This window comes from Bradyrhizobium sp. CCBAU 25338, from assembly GCF_028128965.1.
GTDB lineage: Bacteria > Pseudomonadota > Alphaproteobacteria > Rhizobiales > Xanthobacteraceae > Bradyrhizobium > Bradyrhizobium liaoningense.
Genome location: NZ_LFKY01000003.1, coordinates 537,366 through 562,719, shown reverse-complemented (window position 1 = coordinate 562,719; position 25,354 = coordinate 537,366). Strand labels below are relative to the sequence as shown.

The 25,354-nt window shown below is 65.6% G+C and carries 20 protein-coding genes; 12 read left to right on the top strand and 8 right to left on the bottom strand.

Annotated features, from left to right (window positions below):
* Window positions 1–26: 26 nt before the first annotated feature.
* The 5 genes from ACM42_RS07905 to ACM42_RS07885 form a co-directional block, all read right to left on the bottom strand.
* Window positions 27–638: a sigma-70 family RNA polymerase sigma factor gene (locus ACM42_RS07905; RefSeq protein ID WP_271527373.1), complete on the bottom strand. Its 612-nt coding sequence runs from the start codon at window positions 636–638 to the stop codon at window positions 27–29.
* Between the two features lie 305 nt (window positions 639–943).
* Window positions 944–1,681, bottom strand: coding sequence for a response regulator (locus tag ACM42_RS07900; protein ID WP_271527371.1), 738 nt, complete (start codon window positions 1,679–1,681; stop codon window positions 944–946).
* 10 nt (window positions 1,682–1,691) lie between these two features.
* On the bottom strand, window positions 1,692–3,437 hold the full coding sequence (locus ACM42_RS07895; RefSeq protein WP_271527370.1) for an ATP-binding response regulator: 1,746 nt from the start codon (window positions 3,435–3,437) through the stop codon (window positions 1,692–1,694).
* Window positions 3,407–5,485 carry a sensor histidine kinase gene (locus tag ACM42_RS07890; protein ID WP_271527369.1) on the bottom strand — a complete coding sequence of 693 codons (2,079 nt, stop codon included), beginning with the start codon at window positions 5,483–5,485 and terminating at the stop codon, window positions 3,407–3,409. Before ACM42_RS07890 ends, ACM42_RS07895 begins: the two co-directional genes overlap by 31 nt.
* A gap of 6 nt (window positions 5,486–5,491) precedes the next feature.
* Entirely contained in the window at window positions 5,492–6,487 is a 996-nt protein-coding gene (locus ACM42_RS07885) for a TRAP transporter substrate-binding protein (protein WP_333921444.1), read from the bottom strand.
* Between the two features lie 271 nt (window positions 6,488–6,758).
* Between ACM42_RS07885 and ugpB the strand changes: the two genes are divergently transcribed.
* The 10 genes from ugpB to ACM42_RS07835 all read left to right on the top strand — a co-directional run bounded on the left by ugpB (window position 6,759) and on the right by ACM42_RS07835 (window position 18,551).
* Window positions 6,759–8,099 (top strand): sn-glycerol-3-phosphate ABC transporter substrate-binding protein UgpB, encoded by a 1,341-nt coding sequence (gene ugpB / locus ACM42_RS07880; RefSeq protein ID WP_271527367.1) that lies wholly within the window; start codon window positions 6,759–6,761, stop codon window positions 8,097–8,099.
* A gap of 230 nt (window positions 8,100–8,329) precedes the next feature.
* On the top strand, window positions 8,330–9,289 hold the full coding sequence (locus tag ACM42_RS07875) for an aminoglycoside phosphotransferase family protein (RefSeq protein ID WP_271527365.1): 960 nt from the start codon (window positions 8,330–8,332) through the stop codon (window positions 9,287–9,289).
* 398 nt (window positions 9,290–9,687) lie between these two features.
* Window positions 9,688–11,310, top strand: a complete 1,623-nt coding sequence (locus tag ACM42_RS07870; RefSeq protein WP_271527363.1) for an ABC transporter substrate-binding protein — start codon at window positions 9,688–9,690, stop codon at window positions 11,308–11,310.
* 188 nt (window positions 11,311–11,498) lie between these two features.
* A complete protein-coding gene (locus ACM42_RS07865) occupies window positions 11,499–12,512 on the top strand; it encodes an ABC transporter permease (protein ID WP_271527361.1) in 1,014 nt (337 codons plus the stop codon).
* 256 nt (window positions 12,513–12,768) lie between these two features.
* Window positions 12,769–13,668, top strand: coding sequence for an ABC transporter permease (locus ACM42_RS07860; RefSeq protein ID WP_271527359.1), 900 nt, complete (start codon window positions 12,769–12,771; stop codon window positions 13,666–13,668).
* A 328-nt stretch (window positions 13,669–13,996) separates the two neighbouring features.
* Entirely contained in the window at window positions 13,997–15,835 is a 1,839-nt protein-coding gene (locus ACM42_RS07855) for a dipeptide ABC transporter ATP-binding protein (protein ID WP_271527357.1), read from the top strand.
* Between the two features lie 18 nt (window positions 15,836–15,853).
* Complete coding sequence (locus ACM42_RS07850; protein WP_028182059.1) at window positions 15,854–16,033, top strand: DUF4089 domain-containing protein; 180 nt, start codon at window positions 15,854–15,856, stop codon at window positions 16,031–16,033.
* A 7-nt stretch (window positions 16,034–16,040) separates the two neighbouring features.
* On the top strand, window positions 16,041–17,435 hold the full coding sequence (locus ACM42_RS07845; protein WP_271527354.1) for an AtzE family amidohydrolase: 1,395 nt from the start codon (window positions 16,041–16,043) through the stop codon (window positions 17,433–17,435).
* A 1-nt stretch (window position 17,436) separates the two neighbouring features.
* Window positions 17,437–17,832, top strand: coding sequence for an oxalurate catabolism protein HpxZ (gene hpxZ / locus ACM42_RS07840; RefSeq protein WP_271527352.1), 396 nt, complete (start codon window positions 17,437–17,439; stop codon window positions 17,830–17,832).
* On the top strand, window positions 17,829–18,551 hold the full coding sequence (locus ACM42_RS07835; protein WP_271527351.1) for a GntR family transcriptional regulator: 723 nt from the start codon (window positions 17,829–17,831) through the stop codon (window positions 18,549–18,551). The genes hpxZ and ACM42_RS07835 overlap by 4 nt, the downstream gene beginning before the upstream one ends.
* A 110-nt stretch (window positions 18,552–18,661) precedes the next feature.
* On the opposite strand, the gene atzF is transcribed toward ACM42_RS07835, so the two are convergent.
* Window positions 18,662–20,467 (bottom strand): allophanate hydrolase, encoded by a 1,806-nt coding sequence (gene atzF, locus ACM42_RS07830; RefSeq protein WP_271527349.1) that lies wholly within the window; start codon window positions 20,465–20,467, stop codon window positions 18,662–18,664.
* 194 nt (window positions 20,468–20,661) lie between these two features.
* Window positions 20,662–21,168, bottom strand: a complete 507-nt coding sequence (locus tag ACM42_RS07825) for a MarR family winged helix-turn-helix transcriptional regulator (protein WP_271527347.1) — start codon at window positions 21,166–21,168, stop codon at window positions 20,662–20,664.
* 150 nt (window positions 21,169–21,318) lie between these two features.
* On the opposite strand from ACM42_RS07825, the gene ACM42_RS07820 reads away from it, so the two are divergent.
* Window positions 21,319–23,175: a feruloyl-CoA synthase gene (locus tag ACM42_RS07820; protein WP_271527345.1), complete on the top strand. Its 1,857-nt coding sequence runs from the start codon at window positions 21,319–21,321 to the stop codon at window positions 23,173–23,175.
* A 380-nt stretch (window positions 23,176–23,555) separates the two neighbouring features.
* On the opposite strand, the gene ACM42_RS07815 is transcribed toward ACM42_RS07820, so the two are convergent.
* Complete coding sequence (locus ACM42_RS07815; protein ID WP_271527343.1) at window positions 23,556–24,062, bottom strand: MarR family winged helix-turn-helix transcriptional regulator; 507 nt, start codon at window positions 24,060–24,062, stop codon at window positions 23,556–23,558.
* A gap of 83 nt (window positions 24,063–24,145) precedes the next feature.
* Here ACM42_RS07815 and ACM42_RS07810 point away from each other — a divergent pair, with 83 nt between their 5' ends.
* On the top strand, window positions 24,146–25,354 hold the full coding sequence (locus ACM42_RS07810) for a cytochrome P450 (RefSeq protein WP_271527341.1): 1,209 nt from the start codon (window positions 24,146–24,148) through the stop codon (window positions 25,352–25,354).

The window sequence follows — 25,354 nt, the reverse complement described above, 5'->3', positions numbered from 1 at the left end:
GTCCTATCCCATTGAATTGATTGGATTTAGGCGGCGAAACGATCCACGCCGGCAACCTTAAGCAAATCGGCCAGTTGCTTGCGGGCATAGAACATCCGCGTCTTCACCGTGCTCTGGGGGATGCCGATGATCTGCCCGACCTCCTCCACCGATTTCTCGTGATAGTAGACGAGGTTGATGATCTCCCGATGCGCCGGCGACAGCTTCTGCACGCAGGCGCGCAGGATGGCGCTGGTGTCGCTGCGGTCGAGCGAGGTCTCCGGCGTGTCGGCACCATCGGCAATCTGGCGCACGTCTTCCTGGTCGATGTCCTCGAAGCGGCGCTGGCGCATCGCGGTCAGCGCCTTGAAGCGGGCGATCGAGAGCAGCCAGGTCGAGACCTGCGAGCGGCCCTGGAATTGGCCGGCGGTCCGCCACACATCCAGAAACACCTGACTGACCAGGTCTTCCGCAGTGGTGGCGTCGCGCACGATGCGCAAGATGAAGCGGTACACCCGCACATTGTGTCGGCAATAGAGAATGTGCATGGCCGTCCGGTTGCCGTCGGCAATGCTCTCGAGGAGCATGTCGTCCGAGGTCGCCTGAGCGGCAATGATGCTCTGGCTGGCTTGGGCGTTGATGGCGATGACGTTCGGCATTGACTTGGCTCCCCGTAGCGCCGCAACCGAGCGGCGTTTCCTTGAGCCGAAGTGTTAATGAGCCAACGTTTCGGGACGTCTGCACGAAAAGGAGAAAATGGTTTCGTGCGCCGCCAAATTGTTTCGTCGCGGCGGCCTCGACGAAACATTCGGGGCAAAAAGCCGTGGAATTTCAACGTGCGGGAAATACGGGGGTGGGAATTTGGGGCTGAGCGGAGGCGCCGGGAACGTATTTCGGGCTGTTGCGTTCGTCCGCCCTCGCCGTGATTCCGGGTTCGCCCTTCGGGTGCCCCGGAATGACGTCCCTACGCCTTCTCGCCCGCCGGAGAAAACAGATAGCCGCCGCCGCGGATGGTGCGGATCACGGCGGGCTTGGCCGGATCGGGCTCGATCTTGCGGCGGATGCGCATGATGCGGAGATCGACCGCGCGGTCGAAGGCCTCGGCGTCGCGCGCATTGGCCAATTCCAGCAGGCGCTCGCGCGACAGCACGCGTTTCGGATTCGCCGCGAACACCTTCAGGAGCCCGAACTCGGAGGCCGTCAGCGGATGCTCGTTGCCCTCGTCGTCGCGCAACGCCTGCGCTTCGAGATCAAGCCATTTGGTGCCGAAGCGCACCAGCCGCTCCTTGTCCGATTTCGCCGCCGACGCATCGGGCGCTGCTGCCTTGGCCGGCACGCTCCGCCGCAGCACCGAGCGGATGCGCGCCATCAGCTCGCGCAGCTCGCAGGGCTTGGCCACGTAGTCGTCGGCGCCGAGCTCGAGTCCGACGACGCGATCGATCGGACTCGCGGTCGCCGTGAGCATGATCACCGGAACGTTGATGCGGCTCTTGAGGTCGCGAATGATCGAGAGCCCGTCTTCCTCGGGCATGTTGAGATCGAGCACGACGAGGTCGGGCATGCTGCCCTGGATCGCGGCGCGCAAGCTCTTGCCGCCGTCGCACAGCGTCACGGTGAAGCCGTGCATCTTGAGGTAATCGCCGACCATCTCCCGGGCCGGGGCCTCGTCGTCGACGATCATGATGTGCTGGCTTTGGGTCATGGGCTTTGCATCACGGCGTTTCAGTCGCGGGGAGGGTGATGGTGAAGGTCGATCCCTTGCCGGGGCCGTCGCTGTCGGCGGTTACCTCGCCGCCATGCATGTCGATGATACGCTTGACGATGGAGAGCCCAAGCCCCGTCGAGCTCTCGCCGGCGGTCGGTTTTGCCGACAGCCGCTGGAACCGGCCGAACAGGCGGCCGAGATCCTCCGGCGACAGGCCGGCGCCCTCGTCGCTGACGCGGACGGTGGTGTCGCGGCCCTCATGGCTGACGGCCACGTCGATCTTGCCGCCGATCGGAGAGTATTTGATGGCGTTGCTGATGAGATTGTCGATCGCCTCGCGGATGCGGTCGGTGTCGCACATGGTGACCATGTTGGCCGGCGCGGCGACGCTGATCGTCTGCTGCTTGTTGACGGCGAGCGGCTGGTTGGCTTCGGCAACCTCCTTGACCAGCGCCGCGACGTCGACCGGCTCGCGGCGGATGGTGATGTCGAAGGCATCGGCCATCGCATCCGAGATCAGGTGATCGACCATGGTGGTCAGGCGCTTGGTGGCGTCGCGAATGTGGTCGACCTGGGCGACCACGCCGCTTTCCGAGGCGCCGGTCGAGATCAGCTCCTTCAGCATCTCGGTGCGGCCGAGGATGACTCCGAGCGGATTCTTCAGGTCGTGCGCGACGGTGCCCAGAATCTCGTTCTTGAAGCCGTTGGCGCGCTGCAGCCGCAGCCATTGCGCCGAGAGCCGGCGGTTGGCCTGCATCAGCGCGCGGGTGCGCTGGGCGACGCGGTCTTCGAGCTGGGTGTTGGCGTCCTGGAGCTGCTGATAGAGGATCACGTTGTCGAAGGCGATCGAGAGCCGGCTGGAGAATATCTCGACCAGCGAGCGGTCGGTCTCCGACAGCTCGCGCTCGGCCTGGAGCAGCACCACGACCTCGCGGCCGCTTCCGGTGCGCAAGTAGATCACGCTGCGGTGGTCGGCGAATTCGTTCTTGCGGCGCTGGAACGCCGCCTCGACCATCTCGCGCAGATCAGGATCGAGCGCCTTCGACGTGGTGGTGCCGATGAAGCGGCTGTAGCAGCCGCTGCCGGCGAGCACCGAGAGCTCGGGATCGACGCCGCCATTGTCGCGCAGGACCAGGATGCCGGCGCAATCGACGTTGAGCAGCGAGGCGAGCTGGGTCAGCACGCCCTCGGCCAGCCGCTGCATCGACTTGAAGTCGTACAGCGTCGAGGCGGCGTCGATGATGATCTCCAGCCCGCGCCGCGTCTGCACCATGCGCTCGAGCTGCTGATAGGAGCGCAGCGCCGCGGTCAGGGAGGTGAACAGCTTGTCGGCGGTGAGCTCGGTCTTGGCCTTGTAGTCGTTGATGTCGTACTGCACGATCACGCGCCGCTCCGGCGCCTGGCCGGGCTGGCCGGTGCGCAGGATGATGCGCACGGTCTCGTTCCTGATCTCGTTGCGGATGAACTCGACCAGCTCGAGGCCGGCGACGTCGGTCTCCATGATGACGTCGAGCAGCACGGCCGCGATGTCGCCGTGCTCGGCCATCAGCTTGCGGCCTTCCGCTGCGGAATAGGCCGAGAGGATCTCCAGGCTCTGGCCGTTGAGGCTGTAGTCGGACAGCGCGAAACGGGTGCCGTCATGCACGGCCGGATCGTCGTCGATGACGGCGATCTTCCACTTCCGGGCGTTACTATCCTCCGACGTGGTACCGGTATCGTCGATCAGGTGGAGGACATCGTCCTGTTCGGCCATTGAGAAGATCCGTCAATTTCTGTGCTTCGCGCGCCGCCCTTGGCGACCCGGGGTATGATAATGCGAAAAGTGGTGCCTTGTCCCAGCTTGGATTCCAGCACCATGCGGCCGCCGAGCTGCTGGGTGACGAGGTTATAGACGATATGGAGGCCAAGTCCCGTGCCGCCTTCATTGCGCCGGGTGGTAAAGAAAGGGTCAAAGGCCTGGCGCTGCACGTCGGGGGTCATGCCGGCTCCGTCATCGGCGAAGCTGATCTCGATGTCGTCGGTCCCGCGCGGCCGCGCCGAGATCGCGATCGTGCCGGCGCGCCCGTCGGCGAAGGCGTGGTTGGCGGCGTTGAGGAACAGGTTGGTCAGGATCTGGCCGTAGGAGCCGGGATAGCCGTCGAGCAGCAGCCCCTCGGGCACGTCGACCTGAAGCGTGATCGGCGAGCGCTTCAGCACCGGGCGCAGGCTGGCGATGATCTGGTCGGTGGCTTCGCTGAGCGAGAATTGCCGCCGCTCGGCATGCGAGCGGTCGACCGCAACCTGCTTGAACGACTGGATCAGCTCGCCCGCGCGCTGGAGGTTGGCGACGAGCTGCTGCGAGGCGTCGCGTGAGGACTGCACGAATTCCTCCAGCTGCGAGCGGCGCAGGCCACCGTCGCCCTTGAGCTGGGCCTCGAAGATCTCGGTGCGCCGGGCCAAGCTGGAGGCCACCATGAGGCTGATGCCGATCGGGTTGTTGACCTCGTGCGCGACGCCGGCAACCAGGCCGCCGAGCGCTGCCAGCCGTTCGGCATCGATCAAATTCTGCTGCGCGGCATTGAGCTCGAGCAGCGCGCTCTCGGCTTTCTCCTTGGACGCGCGCAGCTCGTCCTCGGTCTCGCGCTTGGCGATCGCGTTCTCGCGGAACACCTCCACCGCGCGCGCCATGGCGCCGACCTCGTCGCGCGCCTTGGTGCCCTGCACCTCGCGATCGAGGTCGCCGAGCGTGATCGCGCGCATCGCCGTCATGATCTGCTGCAGCGGCAGGCGGATCGACAGCGCGATCAGCACGCCGGCGCTGAGGATGATGCCGAGGAAGATGATCGCGATGGACAGCACCCGGCGGGAAATGTCGGCCAGCGTGCGGTCGAAGGTCTCCTGCGCCTTCTGCTCGCGCTGGCGCATCTTGGTCGAGAGGTCGTCGATGGCGCCGATCGCCTCGGCCTGGCTGGCGTCGATGGTGTTGCGGAGCAGCTCGGTGCGGCTCGCGAGCTGTTCGGAGAGCTTGGCGAAGCCCTCGCGCAGCGCCATGGTGCGGGCCGCAAGCCGCCGCAGGGCCATCTTCTGGAGGTCGTTGTCGGCGAGATCGATCATGACCGGGATGGTCTTCTCGATCGTCTCGGTGTTGCGGCGCGCATCGTCGGCGGCGCCCGATGACTGCGACAGGTAGTAGGAATTGGCCGCCACCAGCATCGCGGTGAAGGCCTCGCGGGACTTGCCGAGCGAGGGCCAGATCAGCGCGTCGCGATGGCCGGTGGCGCCCTCGATGATCGAGTAGAGGCCGGCCATGTCCCTTGCCGGGCCCTGCACCTGCTCCTCATAGGTCTTGGCGATCGTCGCCTGCACGCTGCGCAGCTCGCCGAAACCGTTGAGGAAGCGATCGGTGGTGCGCTCCAGCTCCTCGACCGAGCCCGACAGCATCGGGTCCTTGGCGGCGCGGTTGGTCAGCGTGCCCAGCACCGCCTCGCGCAGCAAGAGAATCTCGGCGAACAGGTCCGGGCTCGGTTGGTTGATATAGCGGTGGATCAGGTTCTGGAGGCGTCCGGTCTCGCTTTCGAGCAGCGCCAGGATCCGGTCGGACTCGCGTACCTGGCGCACGTCGTGCCAGGCCGAGCCCAGCACCTGCGCGCCGTTCCAGATCATCGCCACCAGCACCACGACCACGGCGGAGTTCAGCGCGGCGATCGACAGGATGCGCCAGCGGATCGGCACCGCCCGCAGCACGCCGACGAGCCGCGCGCGCAGCTGCCCGATCGGGCCGGGCGGCCTGTCCGCGTGCTCGCTATGTCCAAGTGCAGCCAACAGGCCTCACTCCACCTTGCGAATGCGTTCGATCAGCGCGGCTGCCGCAGGATCGCGTCCGGCCTTGGCGTAGATTGCGGCCATTGCCTCCTCGAACGGCTTGCGGTCGATGTCCCTGATGATGGTCACGCCCGCGTCCTGCGCCTTGCGCTGCGACTGTTCCTCGAGGTCGCGCCACTTCTCGCGCATGAAGCGGCTGGAGCGCTGCGCGGCCTCCCTGAAGATGATCCGGTCGTCCGGCGACAGGCTCTGCCAGGCCTTCAGCGAGATCACCAGCACCTCCGGGCTCATCGTGTGCTCGGTGAGCGTGTAGTGGCCGGCATGCTTGTAATGGTCCGTCGTCACGAAAGATGGCCAGTTGTTCTCGGCGCCGTCGATCAGGTGGTTGGCAAGCCCGGTGACCACCTGCCCGTAGGGCAGCTCGACCGGTTCGGCGCCGAGCGCGCGCATCATCTGGCTCATCAACTCCGACTGCTGCACCCGGATCCGCAATCCCTGGAGATCTGCGACGCTTCGGACCGGGCGGATGCCATTGTAGATCGACCGCGCGCCCGAATCGTAGAAGCAGAGTCCAACGAAGCCGTAGGGCTCGAAACTGTTCAAGATCTCGCTGCCGATCGGCCCGTCCAGCACGTTCTGCATGTGCTCGATGGACCGGAACAGGAACGGCATTGCGAGCACGTTCATCGCCGGGACGAAATTGCCGATCAGCGCCACGTTGGTCCGGTTGAGGTCGATCGCGCCGGCCCGGGTTTGCTCGATGGTCTCCTTTTCCTCGCCGAGCTGACGGGAGTGGAACACCTTGATCTCGTGCCGGCCGCCGCTGCGCTCGGCGATCAGGGCGCCCATGTAGCGCAGCGCCTGGACGGTCGGGTAATTCTCGGCCTGAGTGTCGGCGGCGCGAAACTCACGCGCAACGGCGCCCGTCGTCCAGACGGCAAGCAGAAGCGCGACGAAGATCACCCCGGTCCGCGAAGATTCGGCACGGTTCAGCACTGGCACACTCAACCCCTCAGTGGTGGAGTCTATGGCGGAAGGAAAAGGTTCAATGCAATCTAAAGCGTTTTCAAGCGAAGTGGATACCGGTTCGCGTAAAGAAAACGCGTCAAATTAAGAATTTAGAGACCCGTTCCGATCGGAACGGGTCTCTAGCAGATGGTAAAGGGAAGGCCATCCCGCCGGGCCGATTGTGCGGCGCGGCCGGCGCTCATTCCCGGTTGAAACCGCAAATGCCGCGCCGTAAGCAGGATAAGGTCGCCGTCCGCCGCGGGGCATGGGAAGAGCTATCGTGACTTCAGCATTGCGCCTCTTGCAGGTCGTCGCCGTCTTCGTGGTCCTCACATTGACCTCCGGGGCGCGTGCCGCCACCGACATCGCGCTGTGGCACGCCATGTCCGGCGAGCTCGGCCGGCAGCTCGACAAGCTCGCCTCCGACTTCAACGCCTCGCAGTCCGACTACCGGATCGTGCCTGCCTACAAGGGCAATTACACCGAGACGGTGACGGCCGCGATCTTCGCCTTCCGCTCGCGCAGCCAGCCGGCGATCGTCCAGGTCAACGAGGTCGCCACCGCCACCATGACTGCGGCCAAGGGCGCGATCTATCCGGTGTTCAGCCTGATGCGGGACCAGGGCGAGCCGTTCTCGCTGGGCGATTACCTGCCCGCGGTCTCCGGCTACTACACCGATGCGGCCGGCAATCTGCTGTCCTTCCCGTTCAATTCCTCGACCCCGATCCTCTACTACAACAAGACCATGTTCCGCGAGGCGGGCCTCGATCCGGAGGCGCCGCCGAAGACCTGGCCGGAATTGGGGGCGGCCGCAAAGCGCCTGCGCGACCATGGCGCGGCCTGCGGCTTCACCACGTCCTGGCCGTCCTGGATCCATGTCGAGAATTTCTCCGCCTTCCACAATTTGGCCCTGGCGACGCGAGCGAACGGCTTTGCCGGGCTCGATGCCGAATTGACCATCAACAATCCGCTTCTCGTCAAGCACCTCGCCCAACTCGCGGAGTGGCAGAAGACCAGGCTGTTCGACTACAGCGGCCGCGGGCAATCAGCCGAGCCGCGCTTCCAGAAGGGCGAATGCGGCATCTTCATCGGCTCCTCGGCGACGCGTGCCGACATCAAGGCGAATTCGAAGTTCGAGATCGGCTACGGCATGATGCCGTACTGGCCCGACGCAAAGGACGCGCCGCAGAATTCGATCATCGGCGGCGCCACGCTTTGGGTGCTGCGCGACCGTCCCCGCCAGGAATACAAGGGTGTGGCGCGGTTCTTTGCCTATCTGTCGCAACCCGCCGTGCAGGCCGCCTGGCACCAGAACACCGGCTACCTGCCTGTGACCCGCGCCGCTTTCGAGCTGACGCGGTCGCAGGGTTTCTACGAGCGCAATCCGGGCTCGGCGATCTCGTTCGAGGAGATCACGCTGCATCCGCCGACGGAGAACTCGAAGGGCATCCGGCTCGGCTCCTTCATTCTGATCCGCGGCGCCATCGAGGACGAGCTGGAGCAGGCCTTTGCCGGCCAGAAGAGCGCGCAAGCCGCACTGGATTCCGCCGTCGAGCGCGGCAACAAGCTGCTGCGCCAGTTCGAGCGCGCAAGTCCAGAACGGTAGCGGCGTGTCGCGATTGGATATCGCTGTAGCCGCAAGCGAGGTGCGCTCCCTCCCCCGCTTGCGGAGGAGGGTTGGGGAGAGGGTGCTTCCGCAATGGACAATCCCCAAGAGGAGAAAACCCTCACCCGGCACTACGTGCCGACCTCTCCCGCAAGCGGGAGAGGTGCACCGTCTCCTCGGCTGGCATCGAGCCAACCAAAGCCAATCCTGCTTTCGATACGCAAGCGCCAATGACAATCATGCCGTCGCAACAACTTCCTCACCTCACCGACGCCGAAAGCTTTCGCGCCTTTCGCTCCGCGTCCTCGCAATGGCTGCCGATCGCGCTCGACATCGCGCGCGGACATAGTCTCGATGTCGGCTCGCCGCATGTGTTTCCGACCGGGACCAATCTCGTGATCGGGCTCGGCGACAGGCTGATCCTCAAGATCTTCCCGCCGCTGCTCCGCGCTCAATTCGTCTCCGAGCGCGCCTCGTTGATGCAGCTTGCCGGTCGTCTTCACCTGCCGATCCCCGAGATCGTCGCGGAAGGCGTGCGCGACGGCTGGCCCTATCTCGTCATCACGCGCCTTGCCGGCACGCTCGGCTCGGAGGTCTGGCCGCATTTGCCGGAAGACCAGAAGGAGCGCGTGCTGCGTCAGATCGGCGAGACCATCGCTTCCGTGCAGCGCGCCCCGCTCGGCGCGCTCGCGCAGATCGAGCCGCGCTGGGACGACTTCATGCGTCGGCAGATGCAGGGCTGCAAGGCCCGGCACACCCGCCTCGGCCTTGCGCCGAAATTTCTCGCCGGTCTCGACGATCTCCTGCGCGATGCCGCTCAGCTGATTCCGATGGATGCGCCGCCGGTGATCCTGATCGGCGAATACATTCCCGAGAATTTTCTGCTCGCCTGCGATGACGGCCAATGGTCGCTCAAAGGCCTGTTCGACTTCGGCGACGTGCTCGCGGGATGGCGCGACTACGACCTGCTCGGCCCTAGCGCCTTCATGGCAGCGGGCCGGCCGGGCAGGGTGCGCGGCCTGCTCGAAGGCTTTGGCTATACGAAGCTCGATTTCGCGCTCAAGCGCCGCCTGATGGCGCTGATGCTGCTGCACCGCGCTAGCGACCTCAACAGCCACATCTGCATCGAACGCTGGCAGGAGAGGGCGGCGGACCTGGTCGAGCTTCAGGAGTTGATCTGGCCAGGGTGAGCGCTCCCCGCTGCGCCTCCCGCTGTCATTCCGGGGCGCCGCGGAGCGGCGAGCCCGGAATCCGTTGTCCCGCGCGTTCTGCCGCCCGATGGATTTCCGGGCTCGATGCTACGCATCGCCTCGGGATGACGGCCGGGGTGCCGCTGCAATGCGGCGTCCTCCGAAGGGAGGGTTCTGTCCTCGCCTTCCAAATGGGCTCCTCCATTTATTGGCCTATATTTTAGGCAATCATCTCTCTTTGTATGCAATACCAGGCGTGGCCGCTCTCTTCAACTTCCGCCAGGAATGGCATAACATGAATAGAATCAGCATGTTAATCCGCGGGTAATGCCTCGTTAAGCTCTGGCACGAACCTTGCGAAAGCGGTTCCAACCAAAACGTTGTGTTGGAGCAATTTCATGAAGCGCCGCGATTTCCTCAAATCCGTTTCCGGGTTGGCCGCGGGAGCGGCGCTTCCGGCCATGCCATCGGTCGTCTCCTCCGCCAGGGCCGATGCCCGCTCCGAGACGCTGCTGATCGTCTCCGAAGGCGGCCCCAACAATCTCGACATCCACGGCATCGGCACCAACGTGCCCGGCTATGAGGTGTCCTGGAATTGCTACGACCGCCTGATCAGCCACGAGATGAAGAGCGGCCCCGGCGGCGTGCCCTATTACGATCGCGACAAGTTCAAGGGCGAGCTGGCCGAGGACTTCAAGATCGACGAAATGTCGGTCACCTTCAAGCTGAAGAAGAACGCCAAATTCCACGACGGTGCGCCGGTCACCGCCAAGGACGTGAAATGGTCGCTCGACCGCGCCGTCAGCGTCGGCGGCTTCCCGACCTTCCAGATGAGCGCGGGCTCGCTGACCAAGCCCGAGCAGTTCGTCGTGATCGACGATCACACGGTGCGAGTCGACTTCCTGAAGAAGGACAGGCTCACGATCCCCGATCTTGCCGTCATCGTGCCCTGCATCGTCAATTCCGAGCTGGTGAAGAAGAACGCCAGCGAGAAGGATCCCTGGGGTCTCGAATACACCAAGCAGCAGACCGCGGGCTCCGGCGCCTACAAGGTGGTGAAATGGACCGCCGGCACCGAAGTGGTGATGGAGCGCAACGACGACTGGGTCGGCGGTCCCCTGCCGAAGATCAAGCGCGTGATCTGGCGCATGGTGCCGCAGGCCGGCAATCGCCGTGCGCTGCTCGAGCGCGGCGACGCCGACATCTCCTATGAGCTGCCGTTCAAGGATTTCCAGGAGATGAAGGCGAACGGCAAGCTCAACGTGGTGTCGCTGCCGTTCTCGAACGGCATCCAGTATATCGGCATGAACGTGACCAAGCCGCCCTTCGACAATCCGAAGGTGCGGCAGGCGATCGCCTATGCGATGCCGTATCAGAAGATCATGGACGCCGTGCTGTTCGGTCTCGGCAATCCCATGTTCGGTGCGCCCAAGGACAAGCCGACCGAAGTCGCCTGGCCGCAGCCGCACAAATTCAACACCGACATGGAGAAGGCGAAGGCGCTGCTGGCCGAGGCCGGCTACGCCAACGGCTTCGAGACCACGATCTCGTTCGACCTCAACTTCGCGGGCGTCAACGAACCGCTCTGCGTGCTGGTGCAGGAATCACTCGCCCAGCTCGGCATCAAGACCACCATCAACAAGGTGCCCGGCGCCAACTGGCGCACCGAGTTGAACAAGAAGGAGATGCCGCTCTTCACCAACGTGTTCTCGGGCTGGCTCGATTATCCCGAATACTTCTTCTACTGGTGCTATCACGGCAACAATTCCGTCTTCAACACCATGAGCTACAAGTCGGCGGAGATGGACAAGCTGATCGATGGCGCGCGCACGGCCGCTGCGACCGGCGACACGGCGACCTACGACAAGGACGTGAAGGGCTTCGTCGACCTCGCTTTCACCGACATCCCGCGCATCCCGCTGTACCAGCCCTTCGTCAACGTCGCGATGCAGAAGAACATCAGCGGTTACCAATACTGGTTCCACCGCAGGCTCGATTATCGCGCGATGGCGAAGGGGTGAGTCATGGGTGAGGTGAGCACGCTCTTCGGGCTCCCTCCCCCCTTGTGGGGGAGGGTTGGGGAGAGGGGTAGCCACGAACTCCGACCTATCGCGGAGCTACCCCCCTCCCTAACCCTCCCCCACAAGGGGGGAGGGAACGCGGCGGAGTGTGTGGCGAGCAGCGTGCGCAACACGCGCAGGAGCGCCCCATGCTGACCATGATCGGCAAGCGCCTGATGTTCGCGATTCCCTCGCTGATCGGCGTCGTCATCGTCACCTTCCTGCTGACGCGCGCGCTGCCCGGTGACCCGGCGGCGTACTTCGCCGGCCCTGCCGCAACGAAGGAAGCGGTAGAGCAGATCCGCAAGAAGCTCGGCCTCGACAAGCCGCTGGTCGAGCAGTTCTTCCGCTATGCCAACGACCTCGCCCATGGCGATTTCGGCAACTCGCTCACCACCGGCCAGTCTGTCGCGGCCGAAATCCGCAACCGCCTGCCGGCGTCCGCCGAGTTGACCTTGCTCGGCCTCTTCGTCTCGATCGCGATCGCGATTCCGCTCGGCGTGCTGGCGGCAACCCGGCCGGGCTCCTGGATCGACCATCTCTGCCGGGTCACGACGACGGCGGGGGTGTCGCTGCCGGTGTTCTTCACCGGCCTCGTGCTGGTCTACGTGTTCTACTTCCGCCTCGGCTGGTCGCCTGCGCCGCTCGGCCGGTTGGATGTGTTCTACAGCGCGCCGCCGACGGTGACCGGCTTTTACCTCATCGACACCCTGCTCGCGCGCGACGTCGAGGCATTCCGCTCGGCGCTGAGCCAGCTGATCCTGCCGGCGACGACGCTCGCGATCTTCTCGCTGGCGCCGATCGCGCGCATGACGCGCGCCTCGATGCTGGCGGTGCTCGCCAGCGAGTTCGTCCGCACTGCGCGCGCCAGCGGCCTGTCGCCCGCAACCGTGATCGTCACCTACGCCTTCCGCAACGCGATGCTTCCGGTCATCACCACGCTCAGCATGGTGTTCTCGTTCCTGCTGGGCGCCAATGTGCTGGTCGAGAAAGTCTTCGCCTGGCCCGGCATCGGCTCCTATGCGGTGGAAGCGCTGATCTCGTCGGACTTTGCGCCGGTGCAGGGTTTCGTGCTGACCATGGCGGTCATGTACGTGCTGCTCAACCTCGTGATCGACATTCTCTATGGCGTGATCGATCCGCGCGTGCGGCTGGAGGGATAGCCTATATGATCGTGTCGGATGCGAGTCATGCGAACGGTGCGCTCCCTCCCCCGCTTGCGGGGGAGGGTTGGGGAGAGGGTTTCTCCGCGGTCGAGAACCCCCAAGAGGAGAAAGCCCTCACCCGCGTCGGAGCCTGTCATCGGGCGCGCCTTCGGCGCGACCCGTTGGGCGCGACCTCTCCCGCAAGCGGGAGAGGTAAACCGAGTTCGCGGCGCGTCAATTCATCCCAACGCGCAAACGCTCCAGGAGTGAAGCCATGAGCTCCGTTGCGCCTGCCGCCGAGCCTGTCGGTCCCGCGCGCACGTCCGGACTGGTCGCGATCCTCGAACAGACCCGTTACGTGCTCGGCGAGAACAAGGTCACGGGCTTTGCCTTCGCGCTGCTGATCCTGATCCTCGCCGCCGCGATCTTCGGGCCCTATGTGGTGCCCTACGATCCGCTCGCCTCCGACACTGCCGCTGCCCTGAAGCCGCCGTCGGCGGCGCACTGGTTCGGCACCGACCAGCTCGGGCGCGACATCTTCAGCCGCGTCATCGTCGCAACCCGGCTCGACGTCTTCATCGCGGTCGCATCCGTCGCGCTGGTGTTCCTGATGGGCGGGCTCGCCGGCATCGCGGCGGGTTACTTCGGCGGCTGGACCGACCGCATCGTCGGCCGCATCGCCGACACCATCATGGCGTTCCCGCTGTTCGTGCTCGCCATGGGCATCGTCGCCGCGCTCGGCAACACCGTGCAGAACATCATCCTGGCCACCGCGATCGTGAATTTCCCGCTCTATGCCCGTGTCGCGCGCGCCGAAGCCAATGTCCGCCGCAATGCCGGCTTCGTGCAGGCCGCGCGGCTGTCGGGCAACGGCGAATTCCGCATCCTCCTGGTGCACATTCTCCCGAACATCATGCCGATCATGATCGTGCAGATGTCGCTGACCATGGGCTACGCCATCCTCAACGCCGCGGGCCTGTCCTTCATCGGCCTCGGCGTCCGTCCGCCCACCGCCGAATGGGGCATCATGGTCGCGGAGGGCGCCGGCTTCATGGTCTCAGGCGAATGGTGGATCGCGCTATTCCCCGGCCTGGCCCTGATGATCGCCGTGTTCTGCTTCAACCTCCTCGGCGACGGTCTGCGCGACATCGTCGACCCCCAGCGGAGGACGTGATGATTGGTGACCAGTGCGGGATGAGCAACGCTCGCCTCGAATGTCAGGTGGGCGCAACTCTCTCGCTCCCTCCCCCCTTGTGGGGGAGGGGTGGGGAGGGGGGTAGCCCAGGAAAAAGTATCCATGGGGCGGATGTCGCGATGCTCGCATGCGGAGATGGTCCCCGTGTGGCACCCCCCTCCCTGACCCTCCCCCACAAGGGGGGAGGGAATGAGAGAGCAGTGCCTGTCTCACACGCAAAATTCTGGCCAAAATTCCTCAATGATTCCAAGTTCATATCTACTGTGCATGGGGTTGTTTTCGACCTTTTGACTGACGGGAGCCGCCCATGACCGCGCAGCCCCTGCTCGACGTCCAGGACCTCACCGTCGAGTTCACCACCCGTCGCGGCATCGTGAAAGCGGTGCAGCACGTCAACATCTCCGTCGCCAGGGGCGAGACACTCGCGATCGTCGGCGAGTCCGGCTCAGGCAAGTCGGTGACCTCCTATGCCGTGATGCGCATCCTCGACCGTGCCGGGCGGATTGCCGAGGGCTCGGTGATGTTCTCCGGCATCGACGTCAAGGCCGCGACCGAAGACCAGATGCGCGACCTGCGTGGCCGCGAAGTCTCGATGATCTTCCAGAATCCGCGCGCGGCGCTGAACCCGATCCGCAAAGTCGGCGACCAGATCGAAGACGTGCTGCGCACCCATGTGCAGCAGGCCCAGGTGGCCGATCACGGCGAGAAGGCGATCGAAGCGCTGGAGCAGGTCAAGATCGCCCGCCCGCGCGAGCGCTACCACGCCTATCCCTTCGAGCTCTCGGGCGGCATGTGCCAGCGCGTCGTCATCGCGCTCGCGCTCGCCTGCAATCCGCAGCTCCTGATAGCGGACGAGCCGACCACCGGCCTCGACGTCACCACGCAGAAGGCGGTGATGGATCTGATCGTCGAGCTGACCGGGCGCCGCGCGATGTCGACCATCCTGATCACGCACGACCTGGGCCTGGCTGCCGCCTATTGCGACCGCGTCGTCGTGATGGAGAAGGGCCGGGTGGTCGAGACCGCGAAGGCCGCAGACATCTTCGCCAGCCCGCAGCACCCCTACACCAAGAAGCTGATGCGCGCGACGCCGCGGCTCGGGGTGAGCCTGCGCGATCTGTTGCCGGAAGATGAACCCGCGACGACGGCTTCCTTCGCCTCTCCGCGCATGCGGGGAGAGGCTGACGCGCAAAGCGCGGCGGGTGAGGGGAACTCTCCAGGCATCGTGCTCGCGGAGAGTCCCTCTCACCCCGACCCTCTCAGCGCGAGCGAAGCTCGTCGCGACCCCGCAAGCAGGGAGAGCGAGAAGGCACCCCTCCTCCTCGTCGACAAGCTGGTCAAGGAATATCCCCGCCAGGGCGCGACCGCCGTGCTCGGAAAACTGTTCGGCCGCAAGCCGCCGGTCGAGCCCGACGTGTTCCGCGCCGTCGACGGCATCAGCTTCTCGGTCGGTCATGGCGAGAGCGTCGGCCTCGTCGGCGAATCCGGCTGCGGCAAATCGACCACGTCGATGATGGTGATGCGGCTGCTCGACCAGACCTCCGGCCTGATCAAGTTCGACGGCGAGGACATCGGTGCCATCCAGCCGGCATCGTTTGCCCGGCTGCCGCAGCGCAGCCGCATCCAGATGGTGTTCCAGGATCCGACCGACAGCCTCAACCCGCGCTTCACCGCCGCGCGCGCCATCGCCGACCCGATCATGCAATTGGGTGACATCAAGGGGCGCGACGCGCTCCGCGCCCGCTGCGAGAAGCTGGCCACCATGGTCGGCCTGCCGCACAATCTGCTCGACCGCTTCCCGCACCAATTGTCCGGCGGCCAGAAGGCCCGCGTCGGCATCGCCCGGGCGATCGCGCTGCATCCCAAGCTCGTCATTCTCGATGAGCCGACGGCGGCGCTGGACGTCTCGGTCCAGGCCGTGGTGCTCAATCTGCTGCAGGACCTCAAGGCGCGGCTAGGTATGAGCTATCTGTTCGTCTCGCATGATTTGAATGTGGTGCGCTTGTTGTGCGATCGTGTCATTGTCATGCGGACGGGTCGAATCGTCGAGGAAGGCTCTTCCGAGCAGGTTCTGAGCGATCCGCAGGACGACTACACCAAGGAGCTGCTGACGGCGATTCCGCATCCGCCGTTGCCGGTGCATTGAGATCAGCTTGAGAGAGTGATGGCCGAACCGCTGGACGACTATATCGACGCCGTATCGAAAGCGCTGGCGCTGCCGGTCGAGGAGGCCTGGAGGCCCGCGGTGCGCGCCAACCTCGAGGTCTCGCTGCGGCTCGCCCGTCTTGTCGACGAATTCGCGCTGCCGGACGAGACCGAGCCGGCGCCCGTTTTTACCGCCTGACGCCGCCATGACCGCAAAGCCAGAGATGATGGCCTCCGAGATCGCGAGTGCGGTTGCGGGCGGCAAGATGTCCGCGCTCGATGCCACCGAAGCCGCGCTCGCGCGCATCAAGCAGCACGACACCGTCCTCAACGCCTTTACCGACGTCACCGCCGATCGTGCCCGCGCCAAGGCGCGCGCGATCGATGCCGATATCGCGGCCGGCAAGGAAGTCGGTCCGCTTGCGGGCGTTCCCTTCGCGGTGAAGAACCTGTTCGACGTTTCCGGCCTGCCGACCCGTGCAGGCTCGAAGATCAACCGCGATCGCGCGCCTGCGACGCGCGATGCGGCGCTGATCGAGCGGATGGAAGCCGCCGGCGCCGTTCTCGTCGGCGCGCTCAACATGGGCGAATACGCCTACGACTTCACCGGCGAGAACGTCCACGACGGCCCCTCGCGCAATCCGCACGACACCACGCGGATGAGCGGCGGTTCGTCGGGCGGCTCGGGCAGCGCCGTCGGCGGCGCTCTGGTGCCGATCGCGCTCGGCTCGGACACCAACGGCTCGATCCGCGTGCCGTCGTCGTTCTGCGGCATCTTCGGCCTGAAGCCGACCTACGGCCGGCTGTCGCGAGCGCGGTCGTTCCCGTTCGTGGCGAGCCTCGATCATCTCGGTCCGTTCGCGCGCTCCGTCACCGATCTCGCGCTCGCCTATGACGTGATGCAGGGCCCGGATGCCGACGATGCCGCCTGCACGACGCGTGGCCTGGAACCGACGCTGCCGCTGCTCGCCAATCCGGTCTCGGATCTACGCATCGCCGTTGCCGGCGGTCACTTCCAGAAGAACGTGTTTCCGGAAGCGGTCGAGGCCGTCAGCCGCGTTGCCAAGGCGCTTGGCGCAACGCGGGTGGTCGAGGTGCCCGAAGCTTCGCGCGCACGCGCCGCGGCCTATGTCATCACTACGACCGAGGGCGCCTCGCTGCATCTCGATCGCCTGCGCAAGCGCCCGAACGATTTCGATCCGGCCGTGCGCGACCGGCTGATCGCGGGCGCCATGGTGCCGGCACCGCTGGTCGATCGCGCGCAGAAATTCCGCCGCTGGTATCGCGCCCAGCTTGCCGAGATCTTCAAATCGGTCGACGTGCTGCTGGCGCCGGCGACGCCCTGCACCGCGCCAAAGCTCGGCCAGGTGAATTTCAACCTCGACGGCGTCGAGCTGCCGGTGCGCGCCAATATCGGCATCCACACCCAGCCGATCTCGTTCATCGGCCTGCCGGTCGTTGCGGTGCCGGTGCCGCTCGAGCCGCTGCCGATCGGCGTGCAGATCATCTGTGCGCCCTGGCGCGAGGACATCGCGCTGCGCGTCGCGCACGCGTTGGAGAAGATGGGCGTCGCTGCTGCGCCCGCGCCAAGAGGATTCTGAGATGGAGATTGATCTCCCCGAGGTGATCGCGGAAGTCAAAGCCGCGTTCGATCGCTATGAGCAGGCCCTCGTCAGCAACGACGTCGCCGTGCTCGGCGAGCTCTTTCGCAACGATCCCCGCACGCTGCGCTACGGCATCGGCGAGAACCTCTACGGCTATGAGGCCATCTCCGGCTTCCGCGCCGCACGCTCGCCGGTCGGGTTGAACCGGCGCACCGCAAAGACGGTGATCACCAGCTACGGCCGCGACACGGCCGTTGCCTCCACCCTGTTCTATCGCGACACGGCGCCCGGCAAGGTCGGCCGGCAGATGCAGACGTGGATTCGCTTCCCGGAGGGCTGGCGCGTCGTCGCGGCTCATGTCAGCATCATCGACGAGCCGAAAGAGACCGTATGACGCTTGATGATCTTCCGCGGGGAACATTGCCGGCCGAGCCGGTGGTGCCCCGCGTCGACCGGGCACTGCCATCGGTGCAGAAGGTCACGCGCGCCGAGGAGCTGCGCCTTCAACTTGCCGACGAGATCGTGCGCGGAATGCTGGCGCCGGGCTCTCCGCTGGACGAGACCGACATCGCACGGCGCTTCAACGTCTCGCGCACGCCAGTGCGCGAGGCGCTGCGCCAGCTGGTGGCGAGCGGGCTGGTCGAGGCGCGGCCTCATCGCGGCGCGGTGGTGGCGCAGCCATCCGTCGAGCGGCTGAAAGGCATGTTCGAGGCGATGGCGGAGCTCGAGGCATTGTGCGCATGCCTTGCCGCCGAACGCATGTCGGCGGCCGAGCGTCACGGCCTGGAGGCCATCCACGAGGAGCTGCGGGTGCTGAGCTATACCGGCAATCCCGAGCGTTTCCACGAGGTCAACGAGCGCTTCCACAACGCGATCTACGCCGGATCGCAGAACGGTTACATCGCCGAGATCACGCTCGCCACCCGCGTCCGGGTGCAGCCGTTTCGACGCGCCCAGTTCCGCAATCTCGGCCGCCTCGCCAAGTCGCAAGCCGAGCACGACCGCGTCGTCGTCGCCGTAATGCGCGGCGACAAGCAAGGTGCAGCAGCTGCGATGCGCGCGCATATCGAATTGGTGCGCGGAGAGTACGAGATCTACGCGGTGTCGGTGTAGCCGCACACGTGGTGCCGTAGGGTGGGCAAAGGCGCAAAGCGCCGTGCCCACCATCTTCTTCATGATGGACGGAATGGTGGGCACGCTTCGCTTTGCCCACCCTACGAGACCTACGCTGTCGCGGCTTCCTTCATGAAGGCGCGCCATCCCCCATACGCCGTGATGTCGAGCGCCTCGCCCAGCACTTCCGGCTCGACGAGAAAGCCCTTCACGCTGCGGTCGTCGGCGAGGCGCACCGTGCCGATCGCCATCGGCGCTGGAATCGCGTCGACGAACTTGCCGAAGGCGGACGGCGACAGTGACCAGATTTCCAGCTCGATCGACGCGCCTTTGCCGGCCTCGACGCGCAGAAGGCCCGGCTTCGGCGGCGTGGTCTTCAGCGCATAGAGCTTGTAGTCCGGCGCAGTCTTCGTCGCCTCGATCAGCTTTCCGTTCAACGCCGTCAACTCACCGTTCAATGCCATGCCGGAGAGATGCGCGCCGACCACCGCGATCGGAATCTCGTCGCTGCTGCTGGCCGGCAGCGGCGGGAGCGGCGCTTGCGCCGTGCCCTTTGCGCCGAGGCTCAGCCGGGTATCCGCATGGAAGACGCGGCCGATGCTGGTGAGCAGCGCATCGCGTCCCGCGGGCGCGAGCAGCGTGATGCCGAACGGAATGCCGTCGCCGCGCATCGATGCGGGTATGGCGAGGCCGCAGAGGTCGAGCAGGTTGACGAAATTGGTGTAGGTGCCGAGACGGCTGTTGAGTTCGATCGGGTTGGCGAGCACCTGTGCGGTCGTGTAGGCCGTCGGCGCCGTCGGCAGCACCAGCGCGTCGATATTGGCGAACGTGCGCTCGGCGGTCTTGCGCAGCCCTTGCAGACGATAGAGTGCCGAGAAGGTTTCCGCCGCGGTCAGCCGCGCGCCGGCGGCGGTGATCTCGCGCGTCACGGGATGGATCGTGTCGGGCGCGGAGGCGAGCAGGTCCTTGATCACGAGGTAGCGCTCGGCGACCCAGGGACCCTCATAGAGCAGCCGCGCCGTCTCGTAGAACGGCTCGAGGTCGAACTCGACCAATGTGGCGCCAAGCGCAGTCCATCGCTTCAGTGCATCGCCGTAAGCGGCTTCCGCTTTCTTGTCGCCGAAGAAGATCAGCTGCCCCTTGCGCGGCACGCCCAGGCGCAATTTTGCCGGCAACGGCGTGATCGCGCCAAGCGGCCGGTCGCGCGAGAACGGATCGGCCTTGTCTGGCCCCGCCATCACCGACAGCGCGAGGGCGGCATCGTCGACCGTCAGTGCGAATACCGAGATGCAGTCGAGCGTGCGGCAGGCCGGCACCAGACCCGCGGTCGAGATCATGCCGAGGCTCGGCTTCAGCCCGACGATGTTGTTGAGCATTGCCGGCACGCGGCCGGAGCCCGCGGTGTCGGTGCCGAGCGACAGCGGCACGAGCCCGGCGCCGACCGCGACCGCCGAGCCCGAGCTCGAGCCGCCGGGAATGAGATCCTCGCGGATTGAATTTTTGGGAATGCCGTAGGGCGAACGGACGCCGACGAGGCCGGTTGCGAACTGGTCGAGATTGGTCTTGCCGATGATGATGGCGCCGGCGGCGCGCAGGCGCTCCACGGCTGTCGAATCGTGCGCCGGCGTGTACGAGAAGGCCGGGCAAGCGGCCGTGGTCGGAAAGCCCAGCGCGTCGATATTGTCCTTCACCGCGACCGGCACGCCATAGAGCGGCAGGCCGGCGGCGTCTTTCGTGGCGAGACGTTCGGCCTCCGCGATCGCGTCCTTCTCGTCGCGCAGGCTGATGAACACGGCGGGGTCATTGTGGTCGCGGATGCGCTGATAGGCCCGCGCGACCGTCTGCGCCGGCGTCAGCGTGCCCGCGCGGTGCGCGGCCACAATCGCGGCGATCGTTTCAGGTTGCTCAGCCCCCATGGCGACAAAACTCCGGCAATTGTCTTCGCCCGGAGTGAAGCAAGCGATGTGCCATTGTGTACATTATCCGGGCAGGACGATTGCCGCAGATACTATCGTGCGATCAGTGGGTTGGGGGACATTTCGGCAGGGGCGTGAGCGGACGCGTCAGCGACCCGTGACGTGCATATGCCTAAATCATAGGCAGTTCGAGATCAGGTGAAGCCGGCGAGGATCCGGAGCAGGTGCGCCCTGTTCTCCCTGCCGATCTTCGCCTCGACGTGCCGTTCGTGCTCGGCTGCGAGCCGCTTGAACTTCTCAAGCGCCGTCTCGCCCGGCGCGGTGAGGTGCAGCGCATGCGAGCGCCGGTCCTCCTTCGACTTGGTTCGCTTCACCAGCTTGCGCTGCTCGAGGCTGTCGAGCAGGTGCACCAGCCGGGCGCGCTCGATGCCGAGGCGCTTGGCCACCGCCATCTGCGACAGGCCCGGATTGGCGCCGATCACCGTCAGCACCGAATATTGCGTCGGCCGGATGTCGACCTCGCCGAGCGTCTTGATGAAGTCCTGAAAGATCCAGATCTGGAAGCGCCGCACCGCATAGCCGGCGTGGCCGGCCAGTGCGTCGAGGCCGACATCATCGGCGGTATCGCGAGGTGCCGCGCCGTTGCCGGCGCGCTTGCGTGGGGAGGGGCGGCTGTCGGCCCGGGCTGCGCTGGCTGTCACGTTGGTCTCTCCTGTCGCGCAACCCTAGCGCCTCGCGGCCTCGAGAGAAAGATTGTTGTTGACGACAACAATTGCCATGCCCAACATTATGGCCAAAGCGGCCCGGACGAGGCTGCGGCCGATCCCATATCCGGGCGGAGGAGGAAACACATGACAGTCGCCCCAGATGGTGACGTTGCAGGCCTGTTCGCAACACCAAGGACGATCGCAGAGCAACGCGCCGACGGCAGCATCGTGCTGCGATCGCCCGATCCGTTGCGCGATGGCGCACGTTGCGTCGGCGACTGGCTGGAGCAATGGGCGCGGCGAACGCCGGATGCGATCTTCCTGGCCGAACGCGGCAATGTCGAAGCGCCCTGGACCACCGTCACCTATGCCCAGGCATTGCGGAAGGTGCGCGCCGCCGCGTCCTGGATCCTGGCGCAGGGCCTTTGCGCAGAGCGCCCGCTCGCGATCCTCTCCGACAACAGCATCGATCACGCGCTGCTCGCGCTTGCCGCCCAGCATGTGGGCGTGCCCTCGGCCGCGATCTCGCCCGCCTATTCGCTGATGTCGAGAGACTTCGACAAGCTCAAGAGCATGATTGCGCTGCTCGAGCCCGGCGCGATCTACGTCTCCGCGACGAAGCCATTCGCGGCAGCGCTGGCAGCTATCGAGCCGCTGCACCAGGCGCAGATCATCAGTGGCAATGCCGATGACGATGGCGCACTCGCCTTCCGCACCGTTACGGCAACGCCCGAGACGCCCGACGTTGCGACAGCCTTTGCCGCGCTCACACCGGACACGGTCGCGAAACTCCTGTTCACGTCAGGCTCGACCGGCACGCCCAAGGCGGTCATCAACACCCAGCGCATGCTGACCTCCAGTCAGCAAGCCAAGGCGCAGACCTGGACTTTTCTCGACGAGGGCCCCGGCAATCTCGTCATCCTCGACTGGCTGCCCTGGAGCCACACCTTCGGCGCCAACCACAATTTCAATCTCGTGCTGCGCAATGGCGGCTCGCTCTATATCGACGGCGGCAAGCCTGCCCCCGGTCTGTTCGCGACGTCGCTCGCCAATCTGAAGAGCGTGATGCCGACGGTCTATTTCAATGTGCCGCGCGGCTTCGACATGCTGATCGCGTCGCTGCGCAGCGACGAGGAACTGCGCCGCCGCTTCTTTGGCGAAGTGAAATTCGCCTTCTATGCCGGCGCCGCGCTGCCGCAGAATCTCTGGGATGCCCTGGAGCAGCTTTCCATCGAGACCGTCGGTCGTGCGTTGCCGATGGTCTCGGCCTGGGGCTCGACCGAAACCTCACCGCTCGCCACCGATTGTCATTTCCTCGCCGAACGCTCCGGCAACATCGGTGTGCCCATTCCCGGCACCGAACTGAAGCTCGTCACCTCCGGCGACAAGCTGGAGGTGAGGGTGCGCGGCCCCAACGTCACGCCTGGCTATTGGAAGGCGCCGGAACTGACCAGGCAGGCGTTCGACGACGAGGGCTTTTACCTGATCGGCGATGCCGTGAAACTTGCTGACGCCGAGCGGCCCGAGCGTGGCCTGTTCTTCGACGGCCGCGTCGCGGAAGACTTCAAGCTCAACTCTGGCACCTGGGTCAGCGTCGGCACGTTGCGCGTTGCCGGCATCGCCGCGCTGGCGCCGCTCGCGCAGGACATCGTCGTCACCGGTCATGGCGGCGACGAGGTGCGCTTCCTGGTGTTTCCGAACATCGCAGCCTGCCGCGCCCATGCCGGGCTGCCTGAGACGGCGGCTGTGAACGACGTGCTGGCGCACGACAAGGTCAGGACCGCGATCGCGCAGGGTCTGGCGAAGCTGAAACAGCAGAGCGGCAACTCCTCCGGCCACGCCACGCGTGCGCTGCTGCTCGCCGAGCCGGCTTCCGTCGACGGCGGCGAGATCACCGACAAGGGTTACATCAACCAGCGCGCCGTGCTGACGCGTCGTGCCGATGCCGTGGCGCGGCTGAATGACGATACGTCGGGCGAGTGGATCGGCTGCGCCGGCTAGCGTGCCGTTACCGCGCGTACTCCTCTCGTGCCCCGGACGCAGCGCAGCACGCAAGTGATGCGCTGCAGAGCCGGGGCCCATTCTTCACGCAGGTTGCTAATCTGGGTCCCGGCTCTGCGCCGCGTCATTTCACGCCGCGTCGCGTCCGGGACACGAGAGCGGGGTTAGGCGTACCAAATAGGCCAGCAACCCTGCTGCAACATTTTGCCGATTCTATTGTTGCCTGAGCAACTAATTTGTGCGAACCGTTCCAGACAAGGACGACGGCAGGCGAACTGCTGCGTCTAATTCTGGAGGAAACAATGCGCGGCAGACATGGTGCCGTCGGCAAACGCGGGCGCATGCCTGGGGATGGAAGATGGTCCCTGTTGCGGGACCTGTCAGACCTCGGTGCTGCCGGTCACCGCGCCGAGATTTTCGTGCAGCCGGCGCAGCAGTTCGATCAGCACCTCGCGCTCGTCCTTGCTGAGGCAGGACAGCAGGCGCCGCTCTCGTTCGAACGCAGCGACGATCACCTTGTCATGGGTGGCGCGGCCCCTCGTCGTCAGCGAGATCGAATGGGTGCGGCCGTCGTTCGGATCGGTGCGGATCGAGACCAGCCCGCGCTTCTCCAGTCCTGCCAGTGTCCGGCTCACCGGTCCCTTGTCGAAGCCGATGACGTGGCAGATGCGCGAGGCCGGAATGCCGGGTTCGATCGCCAGCAGCGACATGATCCGCCATTCCGTGACGTTCACGCCGAACTGCTTCTGATAGAACGCGGTCGCGCTGTTCGAAAGCTTGTTGGCGATGAAGGTGATGAACGCCGGGACGTAACGGTCGAGATCGAGCGTCGGTCCCACATCCGTGGGCGCGGGCTTCTGGCGGACTCTGGTCGAAGACGGCGGCATATCGGGTTTCTGACTCGCGGCGGGCCTGCTGACCTAAGGGCATGCGCTCCCCTTTCACAAGATCAAAATGAGGGAGGTCTTCCATGACCGCATCCGGCCCCGCTGGATCAGGCATTCCGCATCTCGACGTCGATCCCTTCGACATGAAGTTTTTTGCCGACCCCTACCCCACGCATGAGCTGCTGCGGGAAGCGGGGCCCGTGGTCTATCTGGACAAATGGAACGTGTACGCCGTCGCGCGCTACGCCGAGGTCCATGCCGTGCTGAACGATCCCGCGACCTTCTGCTCGAGCCGCGGCGTCGGCCTCTCCGACTTCAAGAAGGAGGCGCCGTGGCGGCCGCCGAGCCTGATCCTCGAGGCCGATCCGCCTGCACACACCCGTACCCGCGCCGTGCTGTCAAAAGTGTTGTCGCCGACGGTGATGAAGCAGGTCCGGGATCGCTTTGCCGCAGCGGCCGAGGCGCGGGTCGATGCGCTGCTGGAGAGGCGCAGCTTCGATGCGATCACGGATCTTGCGGAAGCCTATCCGCTCTCGATCTTCCCGGATGCGCTCGGCCTGAAGCCGGAGGGGCGGGAGCATCTGATTCCCTATGCCAGCGTGGTGTTCAACGCCTTCGGTCCGCCCAACCAGTTGCGCCAGGAGGCGATCGAACGCTCGGCACCGCACCAGGCCTATGTCGCCGAGCAGTGTCAGCGCGAGAACCTGGCGCCGGGTGGCTTTGGGGCGTGCATTCATGCACAGGTCGACGAAGGTGCCATCACGGCGACCGAGGCGCCGCTGTTGGTGCGCTCACTGCTGTCGGCCGGTCTCGACACCACCGTCAACGGCATCGGGGCCGCGGTCTATTGCCTCGCCCGCTTCCCGGATCAATGGCAGCGCCTGCGCGAGGATCTCACGCTCGCCCGTGGCGCCTTCGAGGAGGCCGTGCGCTTCGAAAGCCCGGTGCAGACCTTTTTCCGCACCACGACGCGCGAGGTCGAGCTCTCCGGCGCGCGGATCGGCGAGGGCGAGAAGGTGCTGATGTTCTTGGCCGCCGCCAATCGCGATCCGCGCCGCTGGGACAAGCCCGACAGCTACGACATCACCCGCCGCACCTCCGGCCATGTCGGCTTCGGTTCCGGCATCCACATGTGCGTCGGCCAGCTCGTCGCCCGCCTCGAAGGCGAGGTGATGCTGACGGCGCTGGCCCGGCGCATCGCAAAGATCGAGATCACCGGCGAGCCGAAGCGCCGCTTCAACAACACGCTGCGCGGGCTCGACAGCCTGCCTGTCACCATCATTCCGGCCTGA